The 25,573-nt window shown below is 45.6% G+C and carries 19 protein-coding genes and 9 pseudogenes; 17 read left to right on the forward strand and 11 right to left on the reverse strand.

What is annotated here, in order from left to right:
* Positions 1-603 precede the first annotated feature (603 nt).
* Positions 604-783: pseudogene (locus ELK40_RS00540) on the forward strand (helix-turn-helix domain-containing protein); the annotation flags it as partial.
* An 85-nt stretch (positions 784-868) separates the two neighbouring features.
* Here ELK40_RS00540 and ELK40_RS00545 read toward each other — a convergent pair.
* Positions 869-2,419 carry a cyclic diguanylate phosphodiesterase gene (locus tag ELK40_RS00545; protein WP_164850600.1) on the reverse strand — a complete coding sequence of 517 codons (1,551 nt, stop codon included), beginning with the start codon at positions 2,417-2,419 and terminating at the stop codon, positions 869-871.
* A 699-nt stretch (positions 2,420-3,118) separates the two neighbouring features.
* On the opposite strand from ELK40_RS00545, the gene ELK40_RS00550 reads away from it, so the two are divergent.
* The 10 genes and pseudogenes from ELK40_RS00550 to ELK40_RS00600 all read left to right on the forward strand — a co-directional run bounded on the left by ELK40_RS00550 (position 3,119) and on the right by ELK40_RS00600 (position 11,711).
* Complete coding sequence (locus ELK40_RS00550) at positions 3,119-3,883, forward strand: fimbria/pilus periplasmic chaperone (protein WP_127728956.1); 765 nt, start codon at positions 3,119-3,121, stop codon at positions 3,881-3,883.
* Positions 3,884-3,945: 62 nt separating this feature from the next.
* Positions 3,946-4,152: pseudogene (locus ELK40_RS22660) on the forward strand (FimD/PapC N-terminal domain-containing protein); the annotation flags it as partial.
* A 146-nt stretch (positions 4,153-4,298) separates the two neighbouring features.
* Positions 4,299-4,748: an AfaD family invasin gene (gene afaD, locus ELK40_RS00560; RefSeq protein WP_127728958.1), complete on the forward strand. Its 450-nt coding sequence runs from the start codon at positions 4,299-4,301 to the stop codon at positions 4,746-4,748.
* A gap of 104 nt (positions 4,749-4,852) precedes the next feature.
* Positions 4,853-5,425, forward strand: coding sequence for a hypothetical protein (locus ELK40_RS00565; protein ID WP_127728960.1), 573 nt, complete (start codon positions 4,853-4,855; stop codon positions 5,423-5,425).
* Positions 5,426-5,458: 33 nt separating this feature from the next.
* Positions 5,459-5,968: a hypothetical protein gene (locus ELK40_RS00570; RefSeq protein ID WP_127728962.1), complete on the forward strand. Its 510-nt coding sequence runs from the start codon at positions 5,459-5,461 to the stop codon at positions 5,966-5,968.
* A gap of 302 nt (positions 5,969-6,270) precedes the next feature.
* Positions 6,271-6,783: a helix-turn-helix transcriptional regulator gene (locus ELK40_RS00575; protein WP_127728964.1), complete on the forward strand. Its 513-nt coding sequence runs from the start codon at positions 6,271-6,273 to the stop codon at positions 6,781-6,783.
* 89 nt (positions 6,784-6,872) lie between these two features.
* Positions 6,873-7,634, forward strand: coding sequence for a winged helix-turn-helix domain-containing protein (locus tag ELK40_RS00580; protein WP_164850601.1), 762 nt, complete (start codon positions 6,873-6,875; stop codon positions 7,632-7,634).
* Positions 7,635-7,639: 5 nt separating this feature from the next.
* A complete protein-coding gene (locus ELK40_RS00585) occupies positions 7,640-8,119 on the forward strand; it encodes a FidL-like protein (protein ID WP_164850602.1) in 480 nt (159 codons plus the stop codon).
* Positions 8,120-8,694: 575 nt separating this feature from the next.
* Entirely contained in the window at positions 8,695-10,026 is a 1,332-nt protein-coding gene (locus tag ELK40_RS00590) for a glycosyl hydrolase family 28-related protein (protein ID WP_127728970.1), read from the forward strand.
* A 596-nt stretch (positions 10,027-10,622) separates the two neighbouring features.
* A pseudogene (locus tag ELK40_RS00600) lies at positions 10,623-11,711 on the forward strand (IS3 family transposase).
* 103 nt (positions 11,712-11,814) lie between these two features.
* On the opposite strand, the gene ELK40_RS00605 reads toward ELK40_RS00600, so the two are convergent.
* From ELK40_RS00605 to ELK40_RS00610, 3 genes and pseudogenes are all read right to left on the reverse strand, one after another.
* A complete protein-coding gene (locus tag ELK40_RS00605) occupies positions 11,815-12,312 on the reverse strand; it encodes a hypothetical protein (RefSeq protein ID WP_127728972.1) in 498 nt (165 codons plus the stop codon).
* Between the two features lie 283 nt (positions 12,313-12,595).
* Positions 12,596-12,874 (reverse strand): annotated as a pseudogene (locus ELK40_RS22815) (IS481 family transposase); the annotation flags it as partial.
* Positions 12,875-12,878: 4 nt separating this feature from the next.
* Positions 12,879-13,187: pseudogene (locus ELK40_RS00610) on the reverse strand (IS3 family transposase); the annotation flags it as partial.
* A gap of 1 nt (position 13,188) precedes the next feature.
* On the opposite strand from ELK40_RS00610, the pseudogene ELK40_RS00615 reads away from it, so the two are divergent.
* The 3 pseudogenes from ELK40_RS00615 to ELK40_RS00630 all read left to right on the forward strand — a co-directional run.
* Positions 13,189-13,407 (forward strand): annotated as a pseudogene (locus ELK40_RS00615) (IS3 family transposase); the annotation flags it as partial.
* Positions 13,408-13,558: 151 nt separating this feature from the next.
* Positions 13,559-14,419, forward strand: a pseudogene (locus tag ELK40_RS22820) (reverse transcriptase domain-containing protein); the annotation flags it as partial.
* Between the two features lie 78 nt (positions 14,420-14,497).
* Positions 14,498-14,617: pseudogene (locus tag ELK40_RS00630) on the forward strand (IS3 family transposase); the annotation flags it as partial.
* Between the two features lie 78 nt (positions 14,618-14,695).
* Here the strand turns inward: ELK40_RS00630 and ELK40_RS00635 are convergent.
* From ELK40_RS00635 to ELK40_RS00665, 7 genes and pseudogenes are all read right to left on the reverse strand, one after another.
* Positions 14,696-14,918, reverse strand: a pseudogene (locus ELK40_RS00635) (IS66 family transposase); the annotation flags it as partial.
* Positions 14,919-14,988: 70 nt separating this feature from the next.
* Positions 14,989-15,567 (reverse strand): hypothetical protein, encoded by a 579-nt coding sequence (locus ELK40_RS00640; protein ID WP_127728974.1) that lies wholly within the window; start codon positions 15,565-15,567, stop codon positions 14,989-14,991.
* A 174-nt stretch (positions 15,568-15,741) separates the two neighbouring features.
* Complete coding sequence (locus ELK40_RS00645; protein WP_127728975.1) at positions 15,742-16,227, reverse strand: hypothetical protein; 486 nt, start codon at positions 16,225-16,227, stop codon at positions 15,742-15,744.
* Between the two features lie 63 nt (positions 16,228-16,290).
* Positions 16,291-16,797 carry a hypothetical protein gene (locus ELK40_RS00650; protein ID WP_127728977.1) on the reverse strand — a complete coding sequence of 169 codons (507 nt, stop codon included), beginning with the start codon at positions 16,795-16,797 and terminating at the stop codon, positions 16,291-16,293.
* Between the two features lie 103 nt (positions 16,798-16,900).
* Positions 16,901-17,329, reverse strand: a complete 429-nt coding sequence (gene afaD, locus ELK40_RS00655) for an AfaD family invasin (RefSeq protein WP_164850603.1) — start codon at positions 17,327-17,329, stop codon at positions 16,901-16,903.
* Positions 17,330-17,371: 42 nt separating this feature from the next.
* Positions 17,372-19,888, reverse strand: a complete 2,517-nt coding sequence (locus tag ELK40_RS00660) for a fimbria/pilus outer membrane usher protein (RefSeq protein WP_127728981.1) — start codon at positions 19,886-19,888, stop codon at positions 17,372-17,374.
* Positions 19,889-19,926: 38 nt separating this feature from the next.
* Positions 19,927-20,691: a fimbria/pilus periplasmic chaperone gene (locus ELK40_RS00665; RefSeq protein WP_127728956.1), complete on the reverse strand. Its 765-nt coding sequence runs from the start codon at positions 20,689-20,691 to the stop codon at positions 19,927-19,929.
* Between the two features lie 1,285 nt (positions 20,692-21,976).
* Here ELK40_RS00665 and ELK40_RS00670 point away from each other — a divergent pair.
* The 3 genes from ELK40_RS00670 (at position 21,977) to ELK40_RS00680 (ending at position 25,571) form a co-directional block, all read left to right on the forward strand.
* Positions 21,977-22,465, forward strand: a complete 489-nt coding sequence (locus ELK40_RS00670) for a spore coat U domain-containing protein (protein ID WP_127728983.1) — start codon at positions 21,977-21,979, stop codon at positions 22,463-22,465.
* A gap of 2 nt (positions 22,466-22,467) precedes the next feature.
* Positions 22,468-23,211 (forward strand): fimbria/pilus periplasmic chaperone, encoded by a 744-nt coding sequence (locus tag ELK40_RS00675; RefSeq protein WP_127728985.1) that lies wholly within the window; start codon positions 22,468-22,470, stop codon positions 23,209-23,211.
* Between the two features lie 107 nt (positions 23,212-23,318).
* Positions 23,319-25,571, forward strand: coding sequence for a fimbria/pilus outer membrane usher protein (locus tag ELK40_RS00680; protein ID WP_164850604.1), 2,253 nt, complete (start codon positions 23,319-23,321; stop codon positions 25,569-25,571).
* Positions 25,572-25,573 lie beyond the last annotated feature (2 nt).

Below are 25,573 nucleotides of genomic sequence, written 5' to 3' on the forward strand. Positions count from 1 at the left end.
AAAACGAGCCAACCGTTATATGCCCCCTTTGATGAAAAGGCGATCCGTGCGGCTTCGGCCAGCCATTATCAGACCCAGCAGCCGTCCTATCCGTCGAGACGGGTCTGTTGCTGCCAATGTGACAAGCTTGTGTTACATTTCGCTGATTATCGAAGGTCTTCACCTTATTAGGTCTGTTAGTTCACTTCGCAAACACCTTTAAACTGCTTCCCTTTGCCGTGTAACGGGCTTTCCCCATCACAGACTACTGCGGAAGCTCCGCCAGCCAGCGAGTCATCGGAGCCATGCCCCCTTAACATCCGTCGCTGACTTTCCCCGGTTCACCTTTCAGCTTCCGTCAGGGAAGCCTTAACTGACTGGAAGTCTGTGTGGCTCAATATCATCTCGTTGCGTTCCCCTAGCAGTTACTGAATGTAGCCATCCGGACTGATTGTCGTTCACGTAGGCGGTCGCGGTTTGGCTGAACGGTATAGGCAATAGCCGTGGTAAAGGCAACATATCATAGAGAGGAGCTGGACCAAAAGTGTGGCGAGTCATGTGAAAACATGGAATTGTGGAGGATTGTTGGAAGACGGACATTTATAGCAAAGGAAAATCTGGCACGAGGAAATACTAGCTGTTTTGTCAGCCAAAATGAGCATTCGCGCTATAGCTGCTACGCTTAATTCTAGTCCTTAGACGATCCCTACTGAAGTTCAGCGTAATCGAGGCAGGCGCTATTACAAAGCTGTTGGTGCAAATAGTATATCAAAAAGAACAAAATCGTGCTTACTGGAACAGAACTTACCGATGTGAGCGCTTGGTAGTGATTAGCTTATGTAGCATTAATCATAAATATATTCGCCGGTATTATCGTGGTTGGAACTTTTCACTCGTAACCTTGAACGGCATTATCATCGGCTGCCCGAGTTTGTTCCAGCATATTTTTAAACTCATTTAAAGGTACAGGTATACTGAAATAATAACCCTGAAAATGTGTCACCCCCATTGCTCTCAGCATTTGTTTTTGTGTCTCGTTCTCTACACCTTCAGCTATTATAGCGCAGCCCAGCTTTCTGGCCAGATTAATAATGCTGGAAATCACATATTGACAAACTCTATCATTTTCAACACCGGAAGTAAACATCTTATCGATTTTTAGATAGTCAGGAGAGAAAAGCTTTACATAGCTGTAGTTGGCATTTCCTGTTCCAAAGTCATCCAATGACAATGCAATATGACGTTCTTTTAATGACTCTATAACTTCCTGTGTTTCTAAACTGTCGGTAATTATTTCCCTTTCGGTTACCTCTAGGACGATACGGAAAAGATTGGGTGAAACAAACCGTGAAAAATAATCACATAATGAGAGTATGTCTTTGTTTTTAAAATGCCATGCACTTACGTTGAAACAAATAATGAGAGGAGTATAGCCGGCGAAACTGAATTCTTTCAATTCTTTTGCCGTATTTATAAAGCAGATGCTTGTCAGTTCTTTAATAGTGCCGTTCTCTTCCGCCAGTTTGATAAATATATCGGGTGCGATATAATCCTTACCGGGTTCTAACCAGCGAAGAAGTATCTCACCGCCTGCAATTTGCTCATTCTCTGCATCATAAATCGGCTGGATCCAGGGTGAGATTTCAGCTTTTTTTATCGCTTTATGAAGACGGGCATCAAGCGTTTTACGATAAAGAACGTACCGGCTCATAAGAAAACTGGTCAGAACCGAAAAAAATACAACTAAAGCTATTGAATCCCAGGAATGTTGCAGGAAAGTAGAAAATGTGTATATCTGTGAAATATCCGCTACGATTGAGAAAGGATACAGCGAAGAATCTTGAGAGATCGTTTTCTCAACTCCTAGCTGGGTGATAACGATACCATCCTTGCTCATAAATTTATTACCTACCTGTATATAAAAATGTGATTTACTGTCTATTAGCTTCAGTATATTGTACAGATAATACCCATCGACACCGGCCAGCACAGAATTTCCATAGCTCGTAAGGTTACGATAGACAATAAGAGAGCGGTAAGGTGTCAGTTCGTTTCCATTAAGCAGTAACAGTTTTCCCTGCGTGTAATCTTTTCCATCAACGTCAAAATGTCTGCTGCCGTAGACAGTTGTACAGTAAATCTGATTGTACTTAGCAAGATTAATAGAACGGACATCAGGAATTGCAGCAACATGTGCCCGCAGAGCTGAAAGAACCGAATCTGTGCAGGTACTTCCAGCATACATGGCGCCTTTTTCAGAGGCTGACTTTGCATGCCCTAATATTGCCTCAACTCTTACTGCGGCCTGCACAAGCTGATTGCGTGTCTGTTGCTCAAGCATTGATTCCATTTTCCAGTAACTGAATGCGAGACCTGAAATAAAGATTACAAAGAAGACAAATGCATTAAAAAGCCATATCGGAAATTCTAAGTTTTTCATAGTATCTGGCATCTTAATATACGGGAGGCTGTACTTAATAAAGTAGCATGAAAAAAGATATTTTGCATGCGTGCAGGATAAACAATAGTAATTCAGATTGCTCAATAATATGTAGTCTAATGAAATATTAGGGCATTATGCTACGTGTCAGCCTATTTTTCTCCTGCAGATCCCTCGCAGCAGCCTCAGTTAGTTCCCACTGCTGCTTCCCTCAGCCGCCCGCTCCTTACATCCGGCTGCGAACTGGCTTATCTGCTTCGCCATTCGGACTCTTATATAGTGCCACCCTCCACCCTCCACTCGCCGCCGCCGCGACATTATATGCTGCTGTAAAGGTTATACATAGCGCTATAAATTAATATTTATGTAATTGAAATATTATCTTTCAATAACCACCCTGTCCTTCCTATTATTTTTCCGCAATTAGAGCGACCTAATTCCATAAACCGTCGCCGCATTGCTGCATCATGCGCAGCGGTAAATTAAAGCCACTATGCGCCTGCCTTGCGGTTTTTTCAGGCAGATTTGAGGAACACTTTAATCTTGTCCGCAGGATGCTTCATTTTGTGGATGCGCCCTGATTTTCCGCCCGGCAATCCTGCTTTATCCTGGAATCAAGCGCCACAAAGATGCAGAACTGCGGTTTTATTGCCTGGATGCAGGAATGCTGCTTACTGCTTTTACTGACTGGAGTTTCTGGTGAAAAACACCCATATTACCCGCGCGCCGCTGTTCCTCGCGCTTATTTTCGTTATGCCTTCCGCCAGCTCAGCGGAGCCACAAACCAAACTGGAGCAGAAGACCACCACCTACTCTGTCGGCCTAAGTGCAACCCGTCTGATATACACACCGGGCTCGACAGGGGTTTCCGTCACTATCAATAACCCGAACGATTTCCCTGTTCTTGCCCAGAGCGAAGTTTCTCCTGATGATGGTGGGAGCCGTGTACCGTTCTCGGTTACCCCTCCCCTGTTCAGACTTGACGCAGGCCAGCAGAGCCGTGTGCGCATCATAATGACCGGCGACAGCAGCCCGAAGGATCGTGAATCCCTCAACTGGTTCTGCGTGACAGGTATCCCGCCTGAAAAAGGGGACGCCTGGGATGAGCGCAAGGACGCCAAAAACGGCAGCGCCACACTTGACGTTAAGGTTAAGCTTCGTCAGTGCATCAAACTCTTTACACGGCCTGCAGGTCTGAGCAGCACCCCGGAAGCGGCAAGCTCAGAGCTCACCTGGTACCGCGATGCTAAAGGGGTGCGGGCGATGAATAACTCGCCTTATTTCATTAACCTCAAGACCATCTCTGTGGGTGGAAAATCCATTGATGCCCCGGACTATATCGCGCCGTTCAGCAGTCGCATCTACACCGTATCCGGTGGTACCGGTCCGGCCAGCGAGCTGAAGTATGTGGTGATTAACGACCTGGGCGGTGATAGCGCGCAGGTAACCGCCCGTATTCAGTGATGATTTTCATCTTTAGTTTTCCGGGGAGCCATCAAACCATGCGTATTACTGCGATATTTTGCGTGCCTGCCGTTTTGACCTGCCTGACACTGTTTTCAGAGTCTGCGGCCGCACGCACCTATACTTTCGACCCGGCTATGCTGGGAGAGGCCGGGGTCGGAGCAGACATAAGCCTTTTTAACGAAGGTGCGCAACTGCCGGGAACCTATATGGTCGACATTCTGCTCAATGGCCAGCGAGTGGACAGCCGGGAGGTTGTGTTCTCGCTGGTGCGTGAGGATAACCGTCCCGTGCTTTAGTCCGCTGGAGCGGAAGCGAGTGCAGTGCAAACTATACACTCCCTGCAAGTCCGGGAGCTTCAGGCGTCCATACCATACAGGCGACGTGCCGCTGACGGCACCCACAGGAGAATTAGATGAGAATTCTGAATGCAATCTTGCGGGCGACCCTGGTCGCCATAATCCTGAGTTTCCTGCAGTCGCTTCCGGCATCGGCAGACATTCCGCATATCGATTTTCGCCCGGAAGCGACCCGAACCGCCGGGCCTGTTGCAGACGGCTCCCTGCTCGGAAGGGGGCGGGTGACCTGGAATGGGCCGCATGAAGGTTTCCGTCTGTGGCTGGAAGGAGGTCAGGATGCTGGCGATTATCGTCTTGCACTCACCTCCCCCGGTGGTACAGGTCTTCCACTTCGGGTCAGGATTGAGACCGACGAGCCGGCGACCGCAGAAGATGCAGGACGTGGCCTGCGTATTCTGAGTAGTCAGAACAGTGTCAATTTCAGGATAGTTACGGACGGCCATCAGGAGGCAAGCCCCGGCATGTGGCGGTTGCTTATCGGGGCGTCAACGGTGCTGAGCCTCTAAAACACAACTCCTTTTACTGTGACCATGGGTACGAAAGGCCAGTAATCTTCGGAATCCGTAAAGTGTGTTTCAGCAGGGTCAAAACCCAGAATAATGGAAAAAAGATGATTTATAAAATGAAAAAACTGGTTTTTGCCAGTGCCCTGATATGGTCGTCAGCATCCGTCCTCGCCGCTGACTTCAGCGATCGAGCAGTATTTTCTGATGGCGGTACGGCAGAGACGCTCGTAACCTTTCAGGCGCCTGCTGATGCCTTTGAGCTTGATGTCACTGGCTATGTGCTACCTGCTGGCGCGTTTGCTGGCCAGCTAGGACGCCGTATAGTCGCGGAGTTTGAGATTAAAACCAAGGTGCCGCGATATATCGCTTTCGCTTTTGCTAACCCCGAAGGTCTTGAATCAATGGCTATTTCTCCAGTTATTCCAGGTACAGGTGTTACAAATGCGAGGATGATATTTTCCTTGTTGGATATAGATGATTTACCTTTGACTTCTGAACCAACTACATTTTTACCCGCTGACTCCGTTGCAGGTTATTGGGAGATAACAGAGAAAATGGTTACCTATCAAAAAGCGTTTATTTTTGCTGAAGGCAGCATTTATAACAATATTGTGAGTAGTAATTTATTCCCCGGTCGATACGAGGTAAAGATTAAGGCTGCGGTATATAATCCTTGAGCGATTCCAAGCTCAATTAGTAGGGAAATAAGGATGAAAAATTTTATTAAAACTATCGGACTCACTTGTCTGGCTCTCACCAGTCAGGCCGGAGCATTTACCTTATCTCAGATCACTGAGTCCTCGGGAATGGTGGAAGTTCTTTATCCTGCCAACCAACTGACACTGAATATCTTCACGCCACCTAACCTGCGTCCGGGGACGTTTGCTCCTGGTACAACATGGGCAAACATAACTCTGCAGGCCGAGGGGCCAGGTCTGCTCGGTTTGCGGTGGTCTCCAGACCAGCCAAGGGCGGAAGTTTATAGGCGTGAGAGAATCGCGGTTATTTATGGCTACTATAATCCACGCAATAAACTCAAGGTCGAATTTTGGATGCCAAACGCGAACTGGAAGGATGTGGAGGGCGAGAGCTTCTTCGTCCTGAATACTGCCGCCAGCAATATCGGCATGGACGCCACTCTTAATTCTTCATCTGAAGAAACTACCGTCGTGGCTGATCGTTATGAGGCTCGCCTAGAAGCTGCTATATACCGGCCATAAAAGATAAGGCAGAATCCGTACCATGAAGACAAGGTGCCTGCTATTAAAGATTAGCCTAAAGGTACAGGAATAAGTATGAAAGGACTATCGTAATAATTCTGGTTATCGCATCAATACCAGCAGGAAAAGTTATTGTGCAGGATATATTGACCACCACAAACGTAGCGTAAAAACCCATTCATTATATAATTAAATCACAAAGATAGTTTAAAGAAGCTTTGACATCAAGTGAAAAGCATCATGAGTGTTTTCATAAATTCAAGTAACGTGAAGTACGAACCATAAAACAACAAAGGTATAATGTGAATCATAAACGCAAAGCACTCCTTGTCACGGATAATAATTTTCTGGCTGAAGGGGTTGTATCTGTCTTTAGGTATAAATTAAGTCATTTAAAAGTAGAGGTTATTAAAATCACACATGAGGATTTTAGCATGGTTGAAAATTTTTGCGCAGATTCTTTTGAGGTGGTATTTATAGATATCCCACCTCCTCCATTTTATTTTGGGGGGGGGGCTGGAAGCATCTTAAGAAATAGAAGATCGGCAATGAAAATATCACTACCATCCATTTTAAAAAAAATAAAGATAATAAAACCAAACAAAAAAAATAATTTTTCTTTTGAGTGCCTTTCACAAAAAGAAATAGAGTTCTTAAGCCTGGTATTGCGTGGCGCCACAGAGAGAACTATCAGCAAAGTAATGAATATTTCTGTTAAAACAGTAAGCGCGCATGGTCGTAATGTGCGAATAAAAATGGGGTTGGAAAATAGGAACCATTTTCTTCAGTTTGTCAATTTCATGAGGGTAATATAGCGTTCTTGTGCTATAAAACATAGAAGGGATTGAAAAAAAACAAATTTAAATTATACTTAAGAATGCATACTTCAATAGTTGAGTTCGCTATGAATATTATCATCAATAACCAAGTTGTCTTTAACCAAGATGAATTTACACTAACCCTTGTAAGGCAGCCTGAAAGTTATATTAAGTTACAACCAATAACATCGTTAGTGCTTTCTGAGCTACTTGAGAAAAGTAATAACACCATATCACGGGAGGAGTTGCTTGAAAATATCTGGGTTGGTAGGGGGTATGCACCATCCAATGCTAGTTTAAATAATAGCATAGCAGCCATAAGAAAAAGCTACTACACATTGACTAACGATGAGTTGCATTTAAAAACAATACCTAAGGTTGGATACGAATTTTATTGTGATAAATATATAGATAATAATAATGAGAATGAAATTCCAGATGTGTTGGAAAATAAAAAAGAAAGTCGTTACAGCCCCAGTGCATACGCATACAAAATAATGAATTTGTTATCATTGTTTTCTTTGGTTTTTTTATCCTTGTATTTTTATTTTGAAAGTGTTGGTTTTAATGAATTTAAGAGTAAAACCTATAGTGAGATTGAAAAAATAGGCATTTGTAATATTTATGGATATAACTCATTCGCACCTAAAAAAAACTTTGATAATAACATCAAGAAAGATCTCAATTTTGATGAGTGTTACGGCGCTAAAGATGGAAGCTCAGTTGATATATATTTAGATTTCAATACCCAAGGAGGCAAATATATTTTCTATACCACATGCAAAAATAAAAAAGGTGAAAATTTAGAACAATGCATGAATTACAAGATATCGCACTCAACAAGGTGATTCACATGAACAAAAGAGGGTTTGTGTTTTTTCAAATAACAGTGGTATTGATTGCTGTGTTTTTTTTATGTACATATTATTTCTTTGTGGATAGAACATTTACATGCGTCGCAGATGTTAATTTTATAGTAAATAAAAACAATGAATCAATTAAATTGGATAGTGATTACGATTTTGTTTTGAAACCTAACAATAAGGCTACAATGCATATAAATGGTACGCTAATATTTAATGATAAAAGATATGAACTAAACAGGACTTACTTCATTGAATATACCCGCAAACATAATAGCTTGTATTATGAAATGCTCATAGTAAATAAAGATAAACATAAACTTGATAACACTCCTGATGAATTATTTGAGGCGTATTTTATGGCGCAAAATATAAGTATACCTTTTTATCTTAAAGTGTCAAAGATACGTAATAATTTATACTTAACTGAAGGGCTTAAAAGAACATATTTTACCTGTTTGAGATCGTAATCAAGTATTAATAGTCGAATTAACCGAGATGGCACGTTTGCCCTGCACTTTCTTGAATAAATTGAAATATTATACATGAAATCATGTATGAGGGCGCGCCAGTGAACGGAGTGATTGAATCATAAACCAACCCCAAATTCATCATATGCGCAGTAAAATAATGTCATCCGCAGCAGAAGGAGCTTAAGACTGTTGGTCACGTCACTATGAAATGCACCTAAAGAAAAACAGTTTCACGATCCCTCACCGAAAGACGCCTGTTACCGTGCTGGAGAATCCGTGCGTTTGCTAAATAACAAATTAAAGTCATCGATAAATAGCGGAAACGCCCATGTACAAGATGAAGCAACTGTGCGGCAGCTGCGAGAGTATGATGGTCTGGCAGCAGATGCCCTTTTCATGGTGCGTGCACTTAACAAAAGACAAAGGCAGGTATGCCAGAAAGTGATCTTATCGCCTGGAAACACAACATGCTACTGAAATACTTTCCTGTATTTTTTATTTAACAAATAATGTGAAGTCATGAAATGCGTTTCTTGAGAGACAGAATGACTTATTTAAAATAAGGGCTATATATGAAAGATTTAAATATCGGATTGACTGTGAATTTAAAAGACTATATCTATGGGCCTGATGCAGGGATTAATCCTGATACAGGAGAAGACCTCACGGAAAAATTGACCGCGTTACTTGATGTTAGTAATTCTGCAAAGAAAGGGATTTTCTTTCCGCCTGGAGTCTATCTTTTTTCTAATGATGTAATTATGAAGTCCTACAATTCGCTGAAAGGTTCTTTCAGCGGCACTGTATTCCGAGGTATCTCTGATAGTGGTAATGCTGTGATGTTTGGTGACTGCACATATGTTAATACAGTCACCACGTTAAGCATCGAAAATATTATTTTTGATAATGCTATTGTGAACTTCTACGGACGTAAAACGAATATAAGCATAAGTCATAATGTGTTTATCAACACCATAACATCTACTGATGTAGCGCAGCTCACCTGCTCTACGCACCCCTATATAATTAAAGGTAACGTTTTCATGCGTGGTAGAGGTTATGCGGGGGTTGGTCTTAGTACTTATGGAAACGCTCCTGGATTAGTTATCGAACAAAATTTCCTTGGTTCAGTGGTTGATATCGATACGGCAAAACCGTGGCTCGATGATGAAACCCAGGTGATGCTCGCAATTTTACTTAAGTTGCGCAAAGCTGGTTCTATTTCATTCGACGACGTACAGGGGGATTTTGTTGCTGGCTGGTACTCCACAAGTAATCTGAAGAAAGCCTTATTTCGTAAAAACTTCTTCGTAGGTAGTCAGGAAATGTATCTCTTCAATCCAGCAACAGGTAAAGAGGATATTAGCCGTGACCATAACATATATATCAAGCAGTATGACCAGGTTGAAGTCGTACAAAATTATTTTGGTGGTTGGCCTTGCGATGATAATCCTTCTGGGCAGTTAAAGTTCCGTAACGCTAAAGGTCTGATTTTCGCAGGAAACTATCTGCAAGGTATTTCCTTCAATGCACGACCATATGACGATGTTAATAATGTCTGGTGGATTATGCAGGACACCTACATTTTTAATAACTACATCAATAATGGGATGGTTAGTTACTGGCAAAATTTTGGTGACAGTGGAGAAAAATCAATCAGGATTTTAAACTATCTGGTCTTTTCTAATGAGTTCATTAATTGCGGAGGTTCTAAGGCATTAATTTCATCACCATCAAGGACTTTTTCACCCAATCAGTTCCTGTGTGCTGAAAACCGTTTCATTGATACTGGAAAGCTAGTGCCGACAATCGGAGTTTTTGTCGAGACAGATATAAATACTTTGCGAGGAATGTTGCCTGAGTATGCTTATAAGTATCTAGAAGTTAAGCCAATAATGCCTTGAGTGCTTTATTTAATTTAATCTTGAGCTCTCAGGGCATTTAATTATTAGTGCAGGCTTCACTGATTGCCAGCACTAATATTCACTCATTCTTATATACTAGGTAAATTAAGGTGGTAATTAAGAGCTTTGCTTTTGCGCAAGACTACGATATGCATTGCACTCGAGGATTGATATATTTAGTCTGGCACGCTATTAAGCGTGAAGCCGGAATTTTAATGTCCATTTTGAACTTGACTTTGTGGATTAATACGACAGTCAGAATAAAGTGTGGCAATGCAATTTATTCTAGAATGCCGATCGGTAATTGCACTAACATTGCTCCAGTATGAATGATATCTTAAATTTTCATAAACTCACATTAGTAACTGCATACAGGCCGAACCTTATAGCAGTAACTTTAAAAAAAATTTTAATAAAAATCTCCATAACATTTTTGCGAGTATTCTTAGCTTCCTAAACAAGCATATGTAGTTTAATCATGATTTTTTGCTTTTGGTTTGAACTGCCCCAGTATTAGTTACAACCGTTGAGCTCTTATAGGCTGCTCCCGCCCCGGTAGACGATCCTGCCCTATAGTTTGAGCACAGGAGGAGCGTATGGGCACACCACGATTTACACCTGAATTTAAGGAAGAAGCCGTCCGTCAGATAACAGAACGCGGTTATTCCGTTGCCGAAGTATCCGATCGTCTGGGCGTTTCTGCGCACAGCCTCTACAAGTGGCTACGGGCTATCAAACCTGATAACAGCGAACAGCATGCCCGGGATTTACTGGAAGCCAAAAGCGAGATCCTGAAACTCCGGGCGCAGCTAAAACGCACCGAAGAAGAACGGGATATCCTGAAAAAGGCCGCGCGGTACTTTGCAAGGGAGCCCGACTGAAGTACCGCTTTATCAATGAACACCGCACTGTATGGGGTGTGATGACGATGTGTCGGGTACTGAATGTCGCCCGGGCCGGGTTCTATGCGTGGCTGCACAACCCGGTCTCGGCGCGTGATAAAGATAACCAGCGTCTGCTGATGCTTATCCGCGACTCATATTCACTGAGCGGAGGCGTATACGGTTACCGGCGGGTTCATGGCGACCTGAGCGAAATCGGGGAGACCTGCGGCAAAAACCGGGTGGGTCGTATTATGCAACAAAACCGGATCAAAGCCGTGCGCGGCTATAAAGCGCCGCGTCGTATCGCCGGCCGACCTTCAGTGGTTGCCCCTAATCGCGTGCAGCGGCAGTTTACTGTTGTCCGGGCCAATCAGGTCTGGGTTACAGACATCACTTACATCCGCACCTGGCAGGGCTGGCTGGTCGATGAAGCCCACTCTCTCTCGCGAACTGGCTCTCGACGCGCTGATGATGGCCGTCTGGCGTCGAAAACCGGACGGTGAGGTTATCGTACATAGCGATCAGGGCAGCCAGTACGGCAGTGACGACTGGCAGCGCTTCTGCCGGGCTAATAACCTGGCCCCGAGCATGAGCAGGCGTGGCAACTGCCAGGATAATGCGGTGGCCGAATCGTTCTTCAGTTCGCTGAAAAAAGAGCGGATCAGAAAACGCATCTATAAAACCCGGGATCTGGCCCGGGCCGATATCTTCGATTACATTGAAGTGTTCTACAACCGGGCCCGGCGCCACAGTCACCTCTGCGGCGTCAGTCCGGAGGCCTTCGAACAGGCCTCATCGTGAGGACAGAATTTGTCTACGGGCGTGGGGTCAGTCCAAAGATTGTAACGAAGACTATATTGGTTGACACTGCTGGAATATTTCACCCAGCAGTGTCAGAAGTATCTTAAGCGGTGTAACTCGAAGCGTCGAAGGTTACGACATAGTTCCCGGGGACAATATTTTGTTGACCTTCACTAATGATATCAGTAGCGATTCCCCCAGCGGAATTTTTCACGAAGTAGGTATCATTACCAATGTTTGTTTCGGTTAATCCATCAATATTAAAACTCGCATAAAGGATATCACCATTTTCGTTGATAATTTTCGCTGTGTAATTATTATTCAGAAGAATCTGATTTGTATTTGAAGGACTCCAACGAATACCTAAATTTTGTGTATTATCAGTACTTTTTACAGAAATAGAAGCAAGTCGTTTACTTTCCTGATAATCGCCAGAGGTCAAATCCGTGCGTGGGGTAATTTTCAGAGTAATTGGTCCTGTAGGACTGCTGAAGCTAATAGTGGAACTAGTAGTAGTCTCATCTTGAAAACTTGCAGCTGTTGACATGTTAGATGCGGCCATTCCTGCAATAGCTAGAATAGATAAAGTAATTTTTTTCATTTTCATTATACCTGTGAGTCTGTGAGTTTTTTGTTTGAGCTAAACGGAGTTGTTTTAGCTGGTACGATATTAAATGAAAAAAAACAAGCTCAAAACATAATATCGAAATTAATAAAAAATTAGATTAAAATCACACAAATCAATTTTTTTTTTGACTTTTTTGTCCGTTTTTTTGTAATCCATGAAATTATCTACTTATATACCCATATGCAATTGACAGATCTAACTTCGCTATACGCTCGCGCCCTGTTTTTGGTACTGACGAGAACATGGTGAACACTTTTTAACATCCTTTACTCATGGTGATCGACTGTTTCTTCCGGTCGTTCCCCCCCACTTTGCTGCTTTACCACCATAATTCGTAACAGTTATCCTCCTGCATCTCATTAAGTACGACCTGTTCTCTCCTGAACGCTTTACCTGCGTTCAGACTGATACCTCTGACACTCAGCTTTCCTCTGATACCTACTTTCCTGACTATCCCCACTTCCTCATATTCCGGTGGAGATATATTGCTGCTGTATTGCCGCACAGAAGGCTGAGAACGCGAGGCCGCCAGAGCACTAGCGCATATCGCTTTCTGCTACTGCGATTTTACCCTTATGCTCACGCTTTGGCCGTTCCGGTTTGTAATGCAGTAACAACAGGTTATTCTCGCTCATTATCCTGTAAAGCCCTTTGGCGTTTACAGATGTCAGCCCTTCTGTACAACCCCGCTTACGCAGGATGGCCCACACTCGTCTATAGCCGTAACCAGGCATATCGCAGATGATGTCGAGGATGTCCAAAAATATTTAAGCGTCAGCTTCGTCATAATTACGCCGGTAACTGCGCCTGTACTGCCAGTTGGCAGACAGCTTAATCCGTTCTGACAATGGTTTCGGACGGGGTCATGGCGATTTGAACGAAATCGGGCAAACCTGCGGCAAAAACCGGGTGGGTCGTATTATGCAACAAAACTGGATCAAAGCCGTACGCGGCTATAAAGCGCCGCGTCGTATCGCCGGCCGACCTTCAGTGGTTGCCCCTAATCGCGTGCAGCGGCAGTTCACCGTTGTCCGGGCCATTCAGGTCTGGGTCACTGATATAACTTATAGTGTGCCCGGAGTTCAGGGCGAGCATGGATGCTCAAATGAACCACAAGTCTGTCTGGAATATTGAACCGGTAACTCACGATGAGAAATCCAACAATCCCGCCGGGTGTGGCGGCGGTGAACCTGAGCGGCAGTGACCCGCTGCATGCCTGCAGGGCGGCGTAATATCGCCGTTGCTGTCGAATATCATGCTCAATGAGTTCGATCAGTATCTGCTCTAACGCTACCTGAGCTGGAAAGCCAGAAAGGATCGCTGGTACTGGAATAACAGTATCCAGCGGGGCCGAAGTACTGCAATCAGAGAATACTGGCAATGGAAACCCGCTGTGGCGTACTGCCAATATGCCGGTGACTTCGTGCTTATCGTCAAAGGCACCAAAGCACAGGGGGAAATTATCAGAGAGGATTGTCGGGGTGTGCTCGAAGACAGCCTGAAAATCAGGCTTAACATGGACAAGACCCGAATCACCCATGTTAATGACGGCTTTATCTTTCTGGGTCACAGGAGCATCCGCAAACGCAGTCGTTATGGCAGGATGCGGGTGGGCTCGACGATTCCGAAGGAGAAAACCAGAAACTTCGCTGCATCACTGTTATCAGGCAATTACAGTGAAAGCAAAGTTGATATGGCTGAACAACTCAACCGGAAACTTAAAGGCTGATCTCCGTTCTACCAGTTCATTGATTTTAATGCAAAAGTCTTCAGTTATATTGACCGTGCCGTGTTCTGGAAGCTGGCTCACTAGCTGGCCCGAAAATACCGTAAAGGTATCGCTTCCCTGATGAGGTGGTGGTGTAAATCACCGAAACCGTATCAGAGCAAAACGTAGGTTTTATTTGGTAAAACCAATCGCGGCAAGCTCAGTGGCGAAATACTATACCGGCTGGTAGGGCAAGGCAAGAAGCTGTTCCGCTGGCGTCTATCCGAAGGTAATCCCTATCTGAGGACGGAAACCAGAAACACGTATACATCGCGCTTTAAAGAAGTGGCAATGGCGTTCTCCAGCATTTAAATAGAGCCGGATACGCTTAAAGGTGCACGTCCGGTTCGGGGAGGAGAGGCAGGGAAATAGTCCGACTACGCCCTGCCTCTTACTCCACACCGCACCAGCCAAGGCTGGTTGTATCTGGCGATGGTTATCGATCTCTTCGCCTGTTACATAGTGGGCTGGCAGATGAAACTGACTTTATCGCGCGATCTGACACTAGATACGCGATGATGGACTGATGACGAGGAAAACCCACAGTTGGGTCTTCGTATACTCAGACCAGCGCAGCTAGTGAGGCGCTTGATCGGTCAGTGCATCGCTTTTTTTCTGAAGCCGGGTCAGATTGCTATATGTCGAGATTCCTTTTCAGAACGGCTGCCGAAGTTCATTCGGCAGAGTTTATACTGCTGTGCCTGAAGATGGTCTATTTCACGTTCCGGTTGCTTGGTTTTTCCTGCAGGGCAAGGATCAACGCATCCTGTTCGTTAAATATAAAAGTGTTGTCAGAATAGATGTAGTTAATAAGCCTGAGTTTTCTCAGGCCTATTATAGCGGCATGTAGGATATATAATTTACTGATACAAATCATTTTTTTAAGGATTATATATCGCCCCTTCAACACTTAATGTATATGTGCCAGCATTAATTTTATGCTCTCCCGCTAACATTGCACTAAACGTATAACTCGGCGTTGTTGTTTCTGTTATAATCATATCTATGCCATTAATAGATGAATAACTCACTGCATCACCTACAAGCTGCAAAGGTAATTCATGTGAAAAGTTTTTCCCTTTTCCTTTTAGGATAGTTTTACTCCCGGAGGTTTCTGTTACTTGATTTGAATTGGTTGGACTGAATCTGAGCGCTAAACGTTGTGATGAACCATTGTCGGTCGTTATCTTAATATCAGCAATCTTGGTCCCCTTAGGATAGTCATTTTCAATTAATTCCATAGGTATTATAGCAATTGTAATAGGGACTGGTGCCTTTTTAACCTCAAAAGTCACTTCCTTATAAACATTATCGGAAAAGCTAGCGGCAAAACTACTAGCGTTAACAATCAGAAGGGTTGCAATTGTAAGGGGTTTTAAATTTTTCATGGCGTTTCTCGTTTGCATTAGATTAATTTTTTTCAAAAAATTAGTTACTGTAATTTTGACGTCCTTTGCCATATTTTTGCCTCAAATTGTTTAAGTATCATTGAGGAAAAAATCTAAGCTTCACAGTTAATGCTATTTAAACTAGCTAAGTTGACCTATTCCTATATGTGAGAGCCTTTCTATTAGCGTTTTTTCATCTGGCATTCTTTTCAGGAGCATTGCAACCCGCCGGCTGCAAATGCTATGTCAATCGTTATATACCGCAGCCTGAATTGAGACCGGGTACACACCCGGTTCAATCTCCTGACGTGTAGCCAGGCTAATGTCCGCCTCTACCGGCCCCTTCAGCCCGGAGACGTAAAACGTCTCTGTACCCAGCAAAGTCGCTGTCAGGTCATAAATGTTCAATATCAGCTTCAAAGTTTTTTTTGGCTGTGTTTTGTTTTTCACCGTCACGACATTGCCGTTCACCCCCTGACTTGGGGACTGCAACCAGCGGAATCCAATCTTCTCGTCACGCTCACTGCTGGCGCGCAGAGTTGCTACTTTCGTACCAGCTTCCATCGTCACGCTAGCGTACAGACCTGTGATTTGCTCGAGCGTCAGGGTGACACTGTTTCTGTCGCGTGTGAATTCCAGCGAGACGTCTGCATTTATGCGGTCACTGAAGGCATCGGATAATGCCGGTGCAGACAATCCCGCCATGACGCCTGCAATAATCAGCTTTGTCATCTTTATATTCATGTTAATCATTCCGATTGTTATGTATTAACAAGGAAATAGCCTGGGCAGGAATTACGGGTTGTACACTGCGGCATCAACAGCTATAAGGTATGATCCCGGCATAATGTCTTGGTTTGCGGCGAGAACAATATCATTAGTCAGCTTGCCGGCAACATCAGACACGAAGAATGTGTCGGTTCCCTCCGTTATCGGACTCACGCCTTGTTTCTCAGCAAATGCCAGAGTCACGTATGTATTTGGCTCACTCTCATGATTAACCTGAACAATTCTGCCATTTTCCTGAATGCTCTGATATATTTTATCGGACCAGCGGAAGCCCAGTTGTGCTGGGTACTCGCTAATCACACTCAGATGCGCAATTTTCGTGCCAGCTTGTATATTTTGCCCCGCGGACAGATTCTTAGTCTGGCTCAGTGTCAGTTTCACCTTGTTAAGCTGGCGGGCATAGGTCAGGTCAGCCTCGATCACCTGACGATCGCTGAAGTCAGCGGCGAGGACGGATGCTGACGACCATATCAGGGCACTGGCAAAAACCAGTTTTTTCATTTTATAAATCATCTTTTTTCCATTATTCCGGGTTTTGACCCTGCTGAACCACACTTTACGGATCCGAAGATTACTGGCCTTTCGTACCCATGGTCACAGTAAAAGGAGTTGTGTTTTAGAGGCTCAGCACCGTTGACGCCCCGATAAGCAACCGCCACATGCCGGGGCTTGCCTCCTGATGGCCGTCCGTAACTATCCTGAAATTGACACTGTTCTGACTACTCAGAATACGCAGGCCACGTCCTGCATCTTCTGCGGTCGCCGGCTCGTCGGTCTCAATCCTGACCCGAAGTGGAAGACCTGTACCACCGGGGGAGGTGAGTGCAAGACGATAATCGCCAGCATCCTGACCTCCTTCCAGCCACAGACGGAAACCTTCATGCGGCCCATTCCAGGTCACCCGCCCCCTTCCGAGCAGGGAGCCGTCTGCAACAGGCCCGGCGGTTCGGGTCGCTTCCGGGCGAAAATCGATATGCGGAATGTCTGCCGATGCCGGAAGCGACTGCAGGAAACTCAGGATTATGGCGACCAGGGTCGCCCGCAAGATTGCTTTCAGAATTCTCATCTAATTCTCCTGTGGGTGCCGTCAGCGGCACGTCGCCTGTATGGTATGGACGCCTGAAGCTCCCGGACTTGCAGGGAGTGTATAGTTTGCACTGCACTCGCTTCCGCTCCAGCGGACTAAAAGTTTACCTTTTACCGGCAGTCCGGTTAGGTATACCTCACCGCCAGCGCCGGCAACGCCGGCACCGCCTTCCGCCCCAGACACGGTTACTAGAGCGCCGAATGGAACACCGCTGCCATCTACCCGCGTCAGACGCATCAGAGCACGCGCACCGGAGCGGGTATTAAAGCGTGCCGTGACGACGGCTCCACGAGTAGGTACCACCCGTACATCCGTCTGGGTGATTTCTACATCATCAGCAAGACTCAGCGGATCAAGACTAATTATGTTTTCCTGATACGGTGTAACCGACGGATGCAAAGTGTACCCACGATAATCGGTCCGCACACCGGAGGTGCCACTGACAGAAACACCTGCTGCACCGGGGGCCTGCACCAGGCTAACAGTGCCCGGTATGTTCTGTCCGAATGTCAATCCGTTTTCGTGCAGAATCATACCGCCATTCAGTTCTGCGCTAACTGTACGCTGCTGAGTGTTATAGCTGTAACCAGTCCCGGCATTACCATAGGCTCCGCTCCAGCCCAGATGCATATAGCCGTTGTTCGTTGACGGTCCTTCACGACTGAGGCTGCGGGCTTGGCGTACGTCCCAGTTCAGGCGGCGGTCCAAAGCGGAACCGTTGAGACCCAGGCTATGGGTATCCCCGCTGCGGCCCATGGTGCCCTGATAAGAGGCCGTGATGGTGCTGTCGGCACGACTTGTGAGCGGCAAACTGAGCCACAGACTGCTCAGTGACTCATTTCGAATTGCCCCAGTGGCTGTGGTGCTCCGCGTACGGGACTGACTTAGTGAAAGCCTTGCCCCCCATGGCAGTCCCATTCCGTAGCTCAGGCCATAGTTATTGTCATTTCCGTCATGGTGCCAGTAGTCTGTGATGGAATAATTAATCCCCAGACTACCAAAACGACCTATTGCCTGAGAGACGGCAATACTGGTCGTGGAGCGCATGCGACCGTAACTTCGGTTGTACCAGAGGTTACTGTCAGTCGGATTAGTCCGGCCGTAGCTATTGAGAGTCTCCTCAATAGTCGCAAATCCAGGAGTAGCATGACGATAGCCTGCTACGGTAAGGGTTGTATCGGTAGCGTCGATGAGTTTGCTGTAGCGCACACGCCATGCCGTTCCCTGTTCTTTGTCTTGGTCACGCAGCTGCGCCTGGGCACCGGTTACGTCAAAAGACGCAGATCCCCAATTACCAAGGGATACTCCCAGCCCAAGCGCTGCGGACTGATACGCTTTTGCACCCTGCAAGCCGCCGTAGATTGTCAGATCATAAGGCAGACCGTAGAGCAGCACAGCCTGCCCAATAGTTGCAGCTTCTGTGTTATGGTCAGCAGGCCGATACTGGCCTGCCATCAGGCCGTAACTAAGATACCCTTCCTTCAGAGAGACCGCGGGGGTCTGATAGGGTACGCTGAAGGTCTGCTGGCTTCCATCACTTTCGCGCACTGACACCTGAAGCTCTCCGCCCCAGCGGCCCGCCAAGGTAAGATCCCGCAGGGCAAACGGACCCGGAGCCACAGTGGTTTCATACAGCAGGTATCCTCCCTGTCGAACCTCAACGCGCGCCTGTGTTCGGGCGATACCACGAATCATAGGGGCAAAAGCTCGTTCGGTATAAGGCACCATCAGCTCGTCTGAAGCCAGCATTACGCCGCGGAACGGTACACCGTTAAATACTTTGTCTTCCGTGGTACGGTCTCCGAGGGACAGCCTACTGCGCAGGCCACGAAGGCCACGCTCGGCATATGTATAGCTTGTCTGCCAGCGCGCCTGCGTATTCTCCTGTTTCTGCCAGTTGGACTGGCTGCGCAGGCGCCAAGCTCCGGCGTTCAGACCAGGACTCAACTGCGCGAAGCTGCTGTCGCTATTTTTCCCACTGTTACCGCGCAGTTCGGTGCGACTTGTACTGGCGCTATAGTTCATAAGAAAAGCCGGAATACCATCGTCCCACAGAGACTGTGGCGCAATTCCTTTACTGGCGGGCCGAAGATGGATTTGCGGTACCGACAGACGAAGTTGCTGCTCGCTAAAGCTGAAGTTGTAGGTTGTCCCGGGCAGTATGGAAAGATCAGCACAGCCGGAACCGTTGTCAAGCGACTGAAAATCCTCTGTGCGCACGCCATAGCGCGCTAGCTGTTCGACACTCAGACAAGGGTAAAGCACGGGACGGTTATCCTCACGCACCAGCGAGAACACAACCTCCCGGCTGTCCACTCGCTGGCCATTGAGCAGAATGTCGACCATATAGGTTCCCGGCAGCTGCGCACCTTCGTTAAAAAGGCTTATGTCTGCTCCGACCCCGGCCTCTCCCAGCATAGCCGGGTCGAAAGTATAGGTGCGTGCGGCCGCAGACTCTGAAAACAGTGTCAGGCAGGTCAAAACGGCAGGCACGCAAAATATCGCAGTAATACGCATGGTTTGATGGCTCCCCGGAAAACTAAAGATGAAAATCATCACTGAATACGGGCGGTTACCTGCGCGCTATCACCGCCCAGGTCGTTAATCACCACATACTTCAGCTCGCTGGCCGGACCGGTACCACCGGATACGGTGTAGATGCGACTGCTGAACGGCGCGATATAGTCCGGGGCATCAATGGATTTTCCACCCACAGAGATGGTCTTGAGGTTAATGAAATAAGGCGAGTTATTCATCGCCCGCACCCCTTTAGCATCGCGGTACCAGGTGAGCTCTGAGCTTGCCGCTTCCGGGGTGCTGCTCAGACCTGCAGGCCGTGTAAAGAGTTTGATGCACTGACGAAGCTTAACCTTAACGTCAAGTGTGGCGCTGCCGTTTTTGGCGTCCTTGCGCTCATCCCAGGCGTCCCCTTTTTCAGGCGGGATACCTGTCACGCAGAACCAGTTGAGGGATTCACGATCCTTCGGGCTGCTGTCGCCGGTCATTATGATGCGCACACGGCTCTGCTGGCCTGCGTCAAGTCTGAACAGGGGAGGGGTAACCGAGAACGGTACACGGCTCCCACCATCATCAGGAGAAACTTCGCTCTGGGCAAGAACAGGGAAATCGTTCGGGTTATTGATAGTGACGGAAACCCCTGTCGAGCCCGGTGTGTATATCAGACGGGTTGCACTTAGGCCGACAGAGTAGGTGGTGGTCTTCTGCTCCAGTTTGGTTTGTGGCTCCGCTGAGCTGGCGGAAGGCATAACGAAAATAAGCGCGAGGAACAGCGGCGCGCGGGTAATATGGGTGTTTTTCACCAGAAACTCCAGTCAGTAAAAGCAGTAAGCAGCATTCCTGCATCCAGGCAATAAAACCGCAGTTCTGCATCTTTGTGGCGCTTGATTCCAGGATAAAGCAGGATTGCCGGGCGGAAAATCAGGGCGCATCCACAAAATGAAGCATCCTGCGGACAAGATTAAAGTGTTCCTCAAATCTGCCTGAAAAAACCGCAAGGCAGGCGCATAGTGGCTTTAATTTACCGCTGCGCATGATGCAGCAATACGGCGACGGTTTATGGAATTAGGTCGCTCTAATTGCGGAAAAATAATAGGAAGGACAGGGTGGTTATTGAAAGATAATATTTCAATTACATAAATATTAATTTATAACACTATGTATAACCTTTACAGCAGCATATAATGTCGCGGCGGCGAGTGGAGGGTGGAGGGTGGCACTATATAAGAGTCCGAATGGCGAAGCAGATAAGCCAGTTCGCAGCCGGATGTAAGGAGCGGGCGGCTGAGGGAAGCAGCAGTGGGAACTAACTGAGGCTGCTGCGAGGGATCTGCAAGGGGGCATAAGACACTGGATTTGCATCGGTTATATCGAATCAGATAGTGCATTAAAACGGATGCGTATTTATGGGAATGCTGTATGTACGTTCATTCACTATCCAGATGAATATATCTTTAAGTATATCCGGAGTTGATAATTATCTCAAAAAAGCTTCAGGTAATACATTTTTATCTCAGAAGCTCATCACTACCACTGCCGGAGAAAATAAGTGGTAGCAGCTTAATGGCAGGAGATGAGCCATGACAGTGTTCTATCATGACAGTAGCTGCAGCACACTCCACATTAAAACCAGAGCGTTACAGTCCCGTCCCCCTTTTCCCTTTCTGGCGGATATTCATATAAATTATTTCAGTAGGTATCAATGGTGAACACAAAAATGTACTGCCAATTATCAACAGCAGTATCCGCTTGTGGCTCGTGGAGGAAAGCACTCAACTGATCTAGAGCACGCTGGCCAGAGCTGTCTGCATGAGTCAGTAGTTAGAAATATTGCCCGGGGGGGGGCTATATTTCTAATTTCGCGCATTTAATAGATGCAAAAACCAATGAAGCGGTAAAATCAAAGTATATAAAACTAAATTAACGGTGATTGTAATGTTTTGTACTTGTTATATCTATATTTGGCTAATATTATTTTGTTCGGTATTTTTAATGCCTGACACATTTAGCCCCACTCAACGCCAATTTACTGTTGAATGGCTATCATTTACTGAGTACCTTGATACTAACATCACTTAAGGAAGAAAAATGATACTTAATAAGTTAACGGCCGCTCTGGGCTGTTTATTCATGATGGTTTCTGCACATTCAGCCTATGCTGAAATAGAAACAAACTCATTTAACGTAAAAATCGCCGTAAGCAGCCTTTGTAAAATTGATAATATTCAGGATGTTGATTTTGGAACTGTATCAGAAGCTATTGACGGTGATGTGGTTAAGGATACTATGTTAAAAATCAAATGCAATGACCTGAAGCCTTATACTATATCACTCACTCCTTCAAATGATTCCCCGGTTGGACAAGGACAAATGAAATCATCTGAAGGCCATACAATCAATTACGGCTTGTATTCTAATGAGGCTGCCACGACTCCATGGGGAAGCATGAATCTTCAGCAGTATACTGGTAATGGCAGTAAGCAGAACTACCCTGTATATGTAAAAGTAGCCGGATCTGAATTTGATGCGCCATCAGGCTCCTATCACGATATAGTCAAGGTTCAGGTACATTACTAAAAATGTTTGTTTTGATCATGAAAGTCTTGAAAATCATGGTCACTTTGTCCGCTGGACTGGTGATGCTATTTACCAGTTCAGCGGCAGTAGCGACCGGGTTGCAGGTCACCCCCCTTTCGGTAGAACTTGCAGAAAACGCCAAAGCGACTGAAATGTGGCTCCTGAACACGAAATCAATGGCTATTGATGCTCAGATAAGACTATACCAGTGGGATCAAAGAGAAAATAAAGATGTACTTCTTCCCACTTCGTCCCTGATTATCAGTCCACCTTTCACTAAAATTCCTCCGGGTGGAAAGCAACTGGTTCGCGTGATTAGGGGGAAGCAGTCAGACAATTCATCCCCACTGGAAGCCTACAGGATTGTGGTAAACGAACTCCCTGCACCATCAACAAAAGAGAAAGGCGTTGATTTTGTAATGGAGTACTCGCTTCCTGTTTTCGTGCTTCACAGACCTGTGGATAAAACGTCACAAACAACTCTTCTCTCCCTCATTAAGAAAGAAGGGAAACATTTTATAAGGGTAGTAAACACCGGAGCGTATATAAGCCATCTTTATGATATTCATTACATTGCTCCTACTGGTAAAAAGTATCCGCTCCGCCTGAGTGGGCTTGGTTATGTCCTTCCTGGAAAAGAAATGGAATGGGATAGCGGTTTGAACTCCGCAGTAATACATAACGGTGGGAGTATTGAATTTATGCAGAGCGGAATCAAACATACACAGTTAATAAATTTACGATAAACACAAATATGCTTTTTTCTTCATCTTTTATGTCTAGGCTACTGGCGGGTAGCCTCCTTTTCATATGCTCTACCTCGATTACTGAAGCAACAGAACATACTTCAGCTGTGCGCCGACCAGAACCTGATATTTCTGGTGAAGCTCACTATACAGTATATCTTGATGTTATCATAAATGGCGTATCTAGGGGCTTTCACCCCTTCGACATACAGGGAGAGAGAATCTTTGCTAATAGTGAAGTGCTCAGCGAGATTGGATTAACACGCGGTTTTTATAACAATGATACTGTCGAGCTATCTGCTAACCAAAGCGTAAGTATTGAATTTAATCCTCATTTACAGTTGATTAAACTGGAAACTGCAGACAGCAACACGACACTTGACAGAATGCAATACGGTATTGCAGACCAGTTTATCCCCGCAGACTCAACCAGTGGTGGAGCCGTGCTTAACTACCAGCTGTTACACAATACGGATAAACGAAATTTCAGCTCTGGGATATTCAGTGAACTCCGTGGCATGAGCAGCATGGCAACTTTTTCTACTAGCATGGTTAACGCATTTGACTACGGTGACGAAAGAAAAATAACAACCAAGCGCCTTGATACACGATTTGACTCTTTATGGCAGGACACTAACTTCACACTTCAGGCCGGAGATGCTGTGACAGATATTCTTTCGTGGACACGTCCTTACCGTTTCGCCGGCATTAAAATCTCTAACACGACACCGCTTAGTCCCGGGAGCACAAAAGTAGCACCGCTTGAGTTTGAGTTCACGCCTAAAGCCCCTTCCGAAATTGATCTTTTACTCGATGGCTCAAACTCTTTCAGGCAACGTATACCTGGTGGCCCGTTTACTCTGCTGACAATACCACAGTCGAAAGGCTTCAGTAACGCTGAACTATGGATAACTGATAGACAAACTGGCGGAAAAACACTAATTACGAAGCCAGTCTATTTCTCTGCAAACCAGCTCAAAGCAGGTGCATCGGAATGGAGTATAGATACAGGTTTTTATCGTAGTCATTATGGTGTTAAATCAAATGCCTATGATGACCAACTTTTAATTAACGCGAATAGCCGGTATGGGCTCAACCGGAATATCTCTCTGGAAAATCATGCTGAAATAGCTCAGTCGTTCAGGCATGCAGGTGCTGGCATGGTGGTCACCCCCCATCCTTATCTGGGAGAGCTTACATGGAATCATTCATTCAGTAATTACAATGGATATACCGGTGTTCGAAGTGCAGCTACTCATCAGTGGAACAATCGTTTCTTTTATTCAAAGTTTTCATGGGAAACATTCAGCAAAGCGTTTAAAGACATCCCATCCCTTTACGGAAATGATATTGCCAAACGCAATATCACAGCTTCCATGGGGATCGGTACAGACAAATTCGGTTTTTTTTCGCTAAGCAATACCGATACACTGACTCACACTGACTCACAATATCGGACATTATCGTTATCGTGGCAGAAAGGGTTTGCAGACTTCCTGTCTCTTTACATTACGCACCGGATAACCACCGGAAACTGGAATGATGCATCATATTTTGCAGGAGTGTCTATACCTCTTGGCAATACGTATGTGGCATATAACTCCCGATACAACGATGGTGCTGTTTTTCATAGTCTCAGTTTGAGCGATAGTTCACGAGGTGAAAGCGGGTTCTCCTGGAAAGGAAGAATGAGCAGTGCTCCTGCATATAAATTTGCAGACGGAGATATTGAGTACCAGGGGACGTATGCGACCTTCAGCGGGAATGTCTCAACAGAGGGGTACATCTCGCTGGGAATGGCTGGCTCGCTCGCTTATCTTAATAATAACTTCTACGCAGGTAGACCTATTCAGGATGCGTTTGCCAGCGTTTCCACCTCAGGAATTGGGGACGTTCCCGTTTATGTGGATAACCGCTTTGCCGGTATCACAAACAGTTCGGGTTATCTTTTCCTTCCCCAACTATCGTCATTTCAGCAGAATAAAATAAGTATTGATACTCTGTCATTACCTGCTGATTATGAATTTTCCAATATTGAGAAAGTAATTGTTCCTGCTTACAAATCAGGTAACATTATCAAGTTTGATATAAAACCCGCTCGCGCCGCCATTCTTGTGCTTACGAATAATCATGGTGAATACTTGCCTGCGGGCACAGTTTTAAAAGTCAACTCAGGTAACGAAGAATTTATCGTAGGTTTTGAGGGGCTGGTTTATATTACAGGGCTAAATAATGAAAACTCTTTTATTGCACACTTATCCGATGCAGGAGGGGGAATTCCGGGTTTATGCCGCGGTCAGTTCTCCCATCATTCCGACAGCAGAGACGCTGTTCCAACTTACAGCGTGACATGTCAGTAATT

The organism is Enterobacter sp. N18-03635, from assembly GCF_004006055.1.
Classification (GTDB): Bacteria; Pseudomonadota; Gammaproteobacteria; order Enterobacterales; family Enterobacteriaceae; genus Enterobacter; species Enterobacter vonholyi.

What these genes read in the sequence shown, in the direction of transcription:
- ELK40_RS00545 (WP_164850600.1), bottom strand. Translation starts at nt 2,419, where the DNA reads ATGAAAAACTTAGAATTTCCGATATGGCTTTTTAATGCATTTGTCTTC.
- afaD (WP_127728958.1), top strand. Translation starts at nt 4,299, where the DNA reads ATGAGAATTCTGAATGCAATCTTGCGGGCGACCCTGGTCGCCATAATC.
- ELK40_RS00565 (WP_127728960.1), top strand. Translation starts at nt 4,853, where the DNA reads ATGATTTATAAAATGAAAAAACTGGTTTTTGCCAGTGCCCTGATATGG.
- ELK40_RS00570 (WP_127728962.1), top strand. Translation starts at nt 5,459, where the DNA reads ATGAAAAATTTTATTAAAACTATCGGACTCACTTGTCTGGCTCTCACC.
- ELK40_RS00580 (WP_164850601.1), top strand. Translation starts at nt 6,873, where the DNA reads ATGAATATTATCATCAATAACCAAGTTGTCTTTAACCAAGATGAATTT.
- ELK40_RS00585 (WP_164850602.1), top strand. Translation starts at nt 7,640, where the DNA reads ATGAACAAAAGAGGGTTTGTGTTTTTTCAAATAACAGTGGTATTGATT.
- ELK40_RS00590 (WP_127728970.1), top strand. Translation starts at nt 8,695, where the DNA reads ATGAAAGATTTAAATATCGGATTGACTGTGAATTTAAAAGACTATATC.
- ELK40_RS00605 (WP_127728972.1), bottom strand. Translation starts at nt 12,312, where the DNA reads ATGAAAAAAATTACTTTATCTATTCTAGCTATTGCAGGAATGGCCGCA.
- ELK40_RS00640 (WP_127728974.1), bottom strand. Translation starts at nt 15,567, where the DNA reads ATGGCAAAGGACGTCAAAATTACAGTAACTAATTTTTTGAAAAAAATT.
- ELK40_RS00645 (WP_127728975.1), bottom strand. Translation starts at nt 16,227, where the DNA reads ATGACAAAGCTGATTATTGCAGGCGTCATGGCGGGATTGTCTGCACCG.
- ELK40_RS00650 (WP_127728977.1), bottom strand. Translation starts at nt 16,797, where the DNA reads ATGATTTATAAAATGAAAAAACTGGTTTTTGCCAGTGCCCTGATATGG.
- ELK40_RS00660 (WP_127728981.1), bottom strand. Translation starts at nt 19,888, where the DNA reads ATGCGTATTACTGCGATATTTTGCGTGCCTGCCGTTTTGACCTGCCTG.
- ELK40_RS00670 (WP_127728983.1), top strand. Translation starts at nt 21,977, where the DNA reads ATGATACTTAATAAGTTAACGGCCGCTCTGGGCTGTTTATTCATGATG.
- ELK40_RS00675 (WP_127728985.1), top strand. Translation starts at nt 22,468, where the DNA reads ATGTTTGTTTTGATCATGAAAGTCTTGAAAATCATGGTCACTTTGTCC.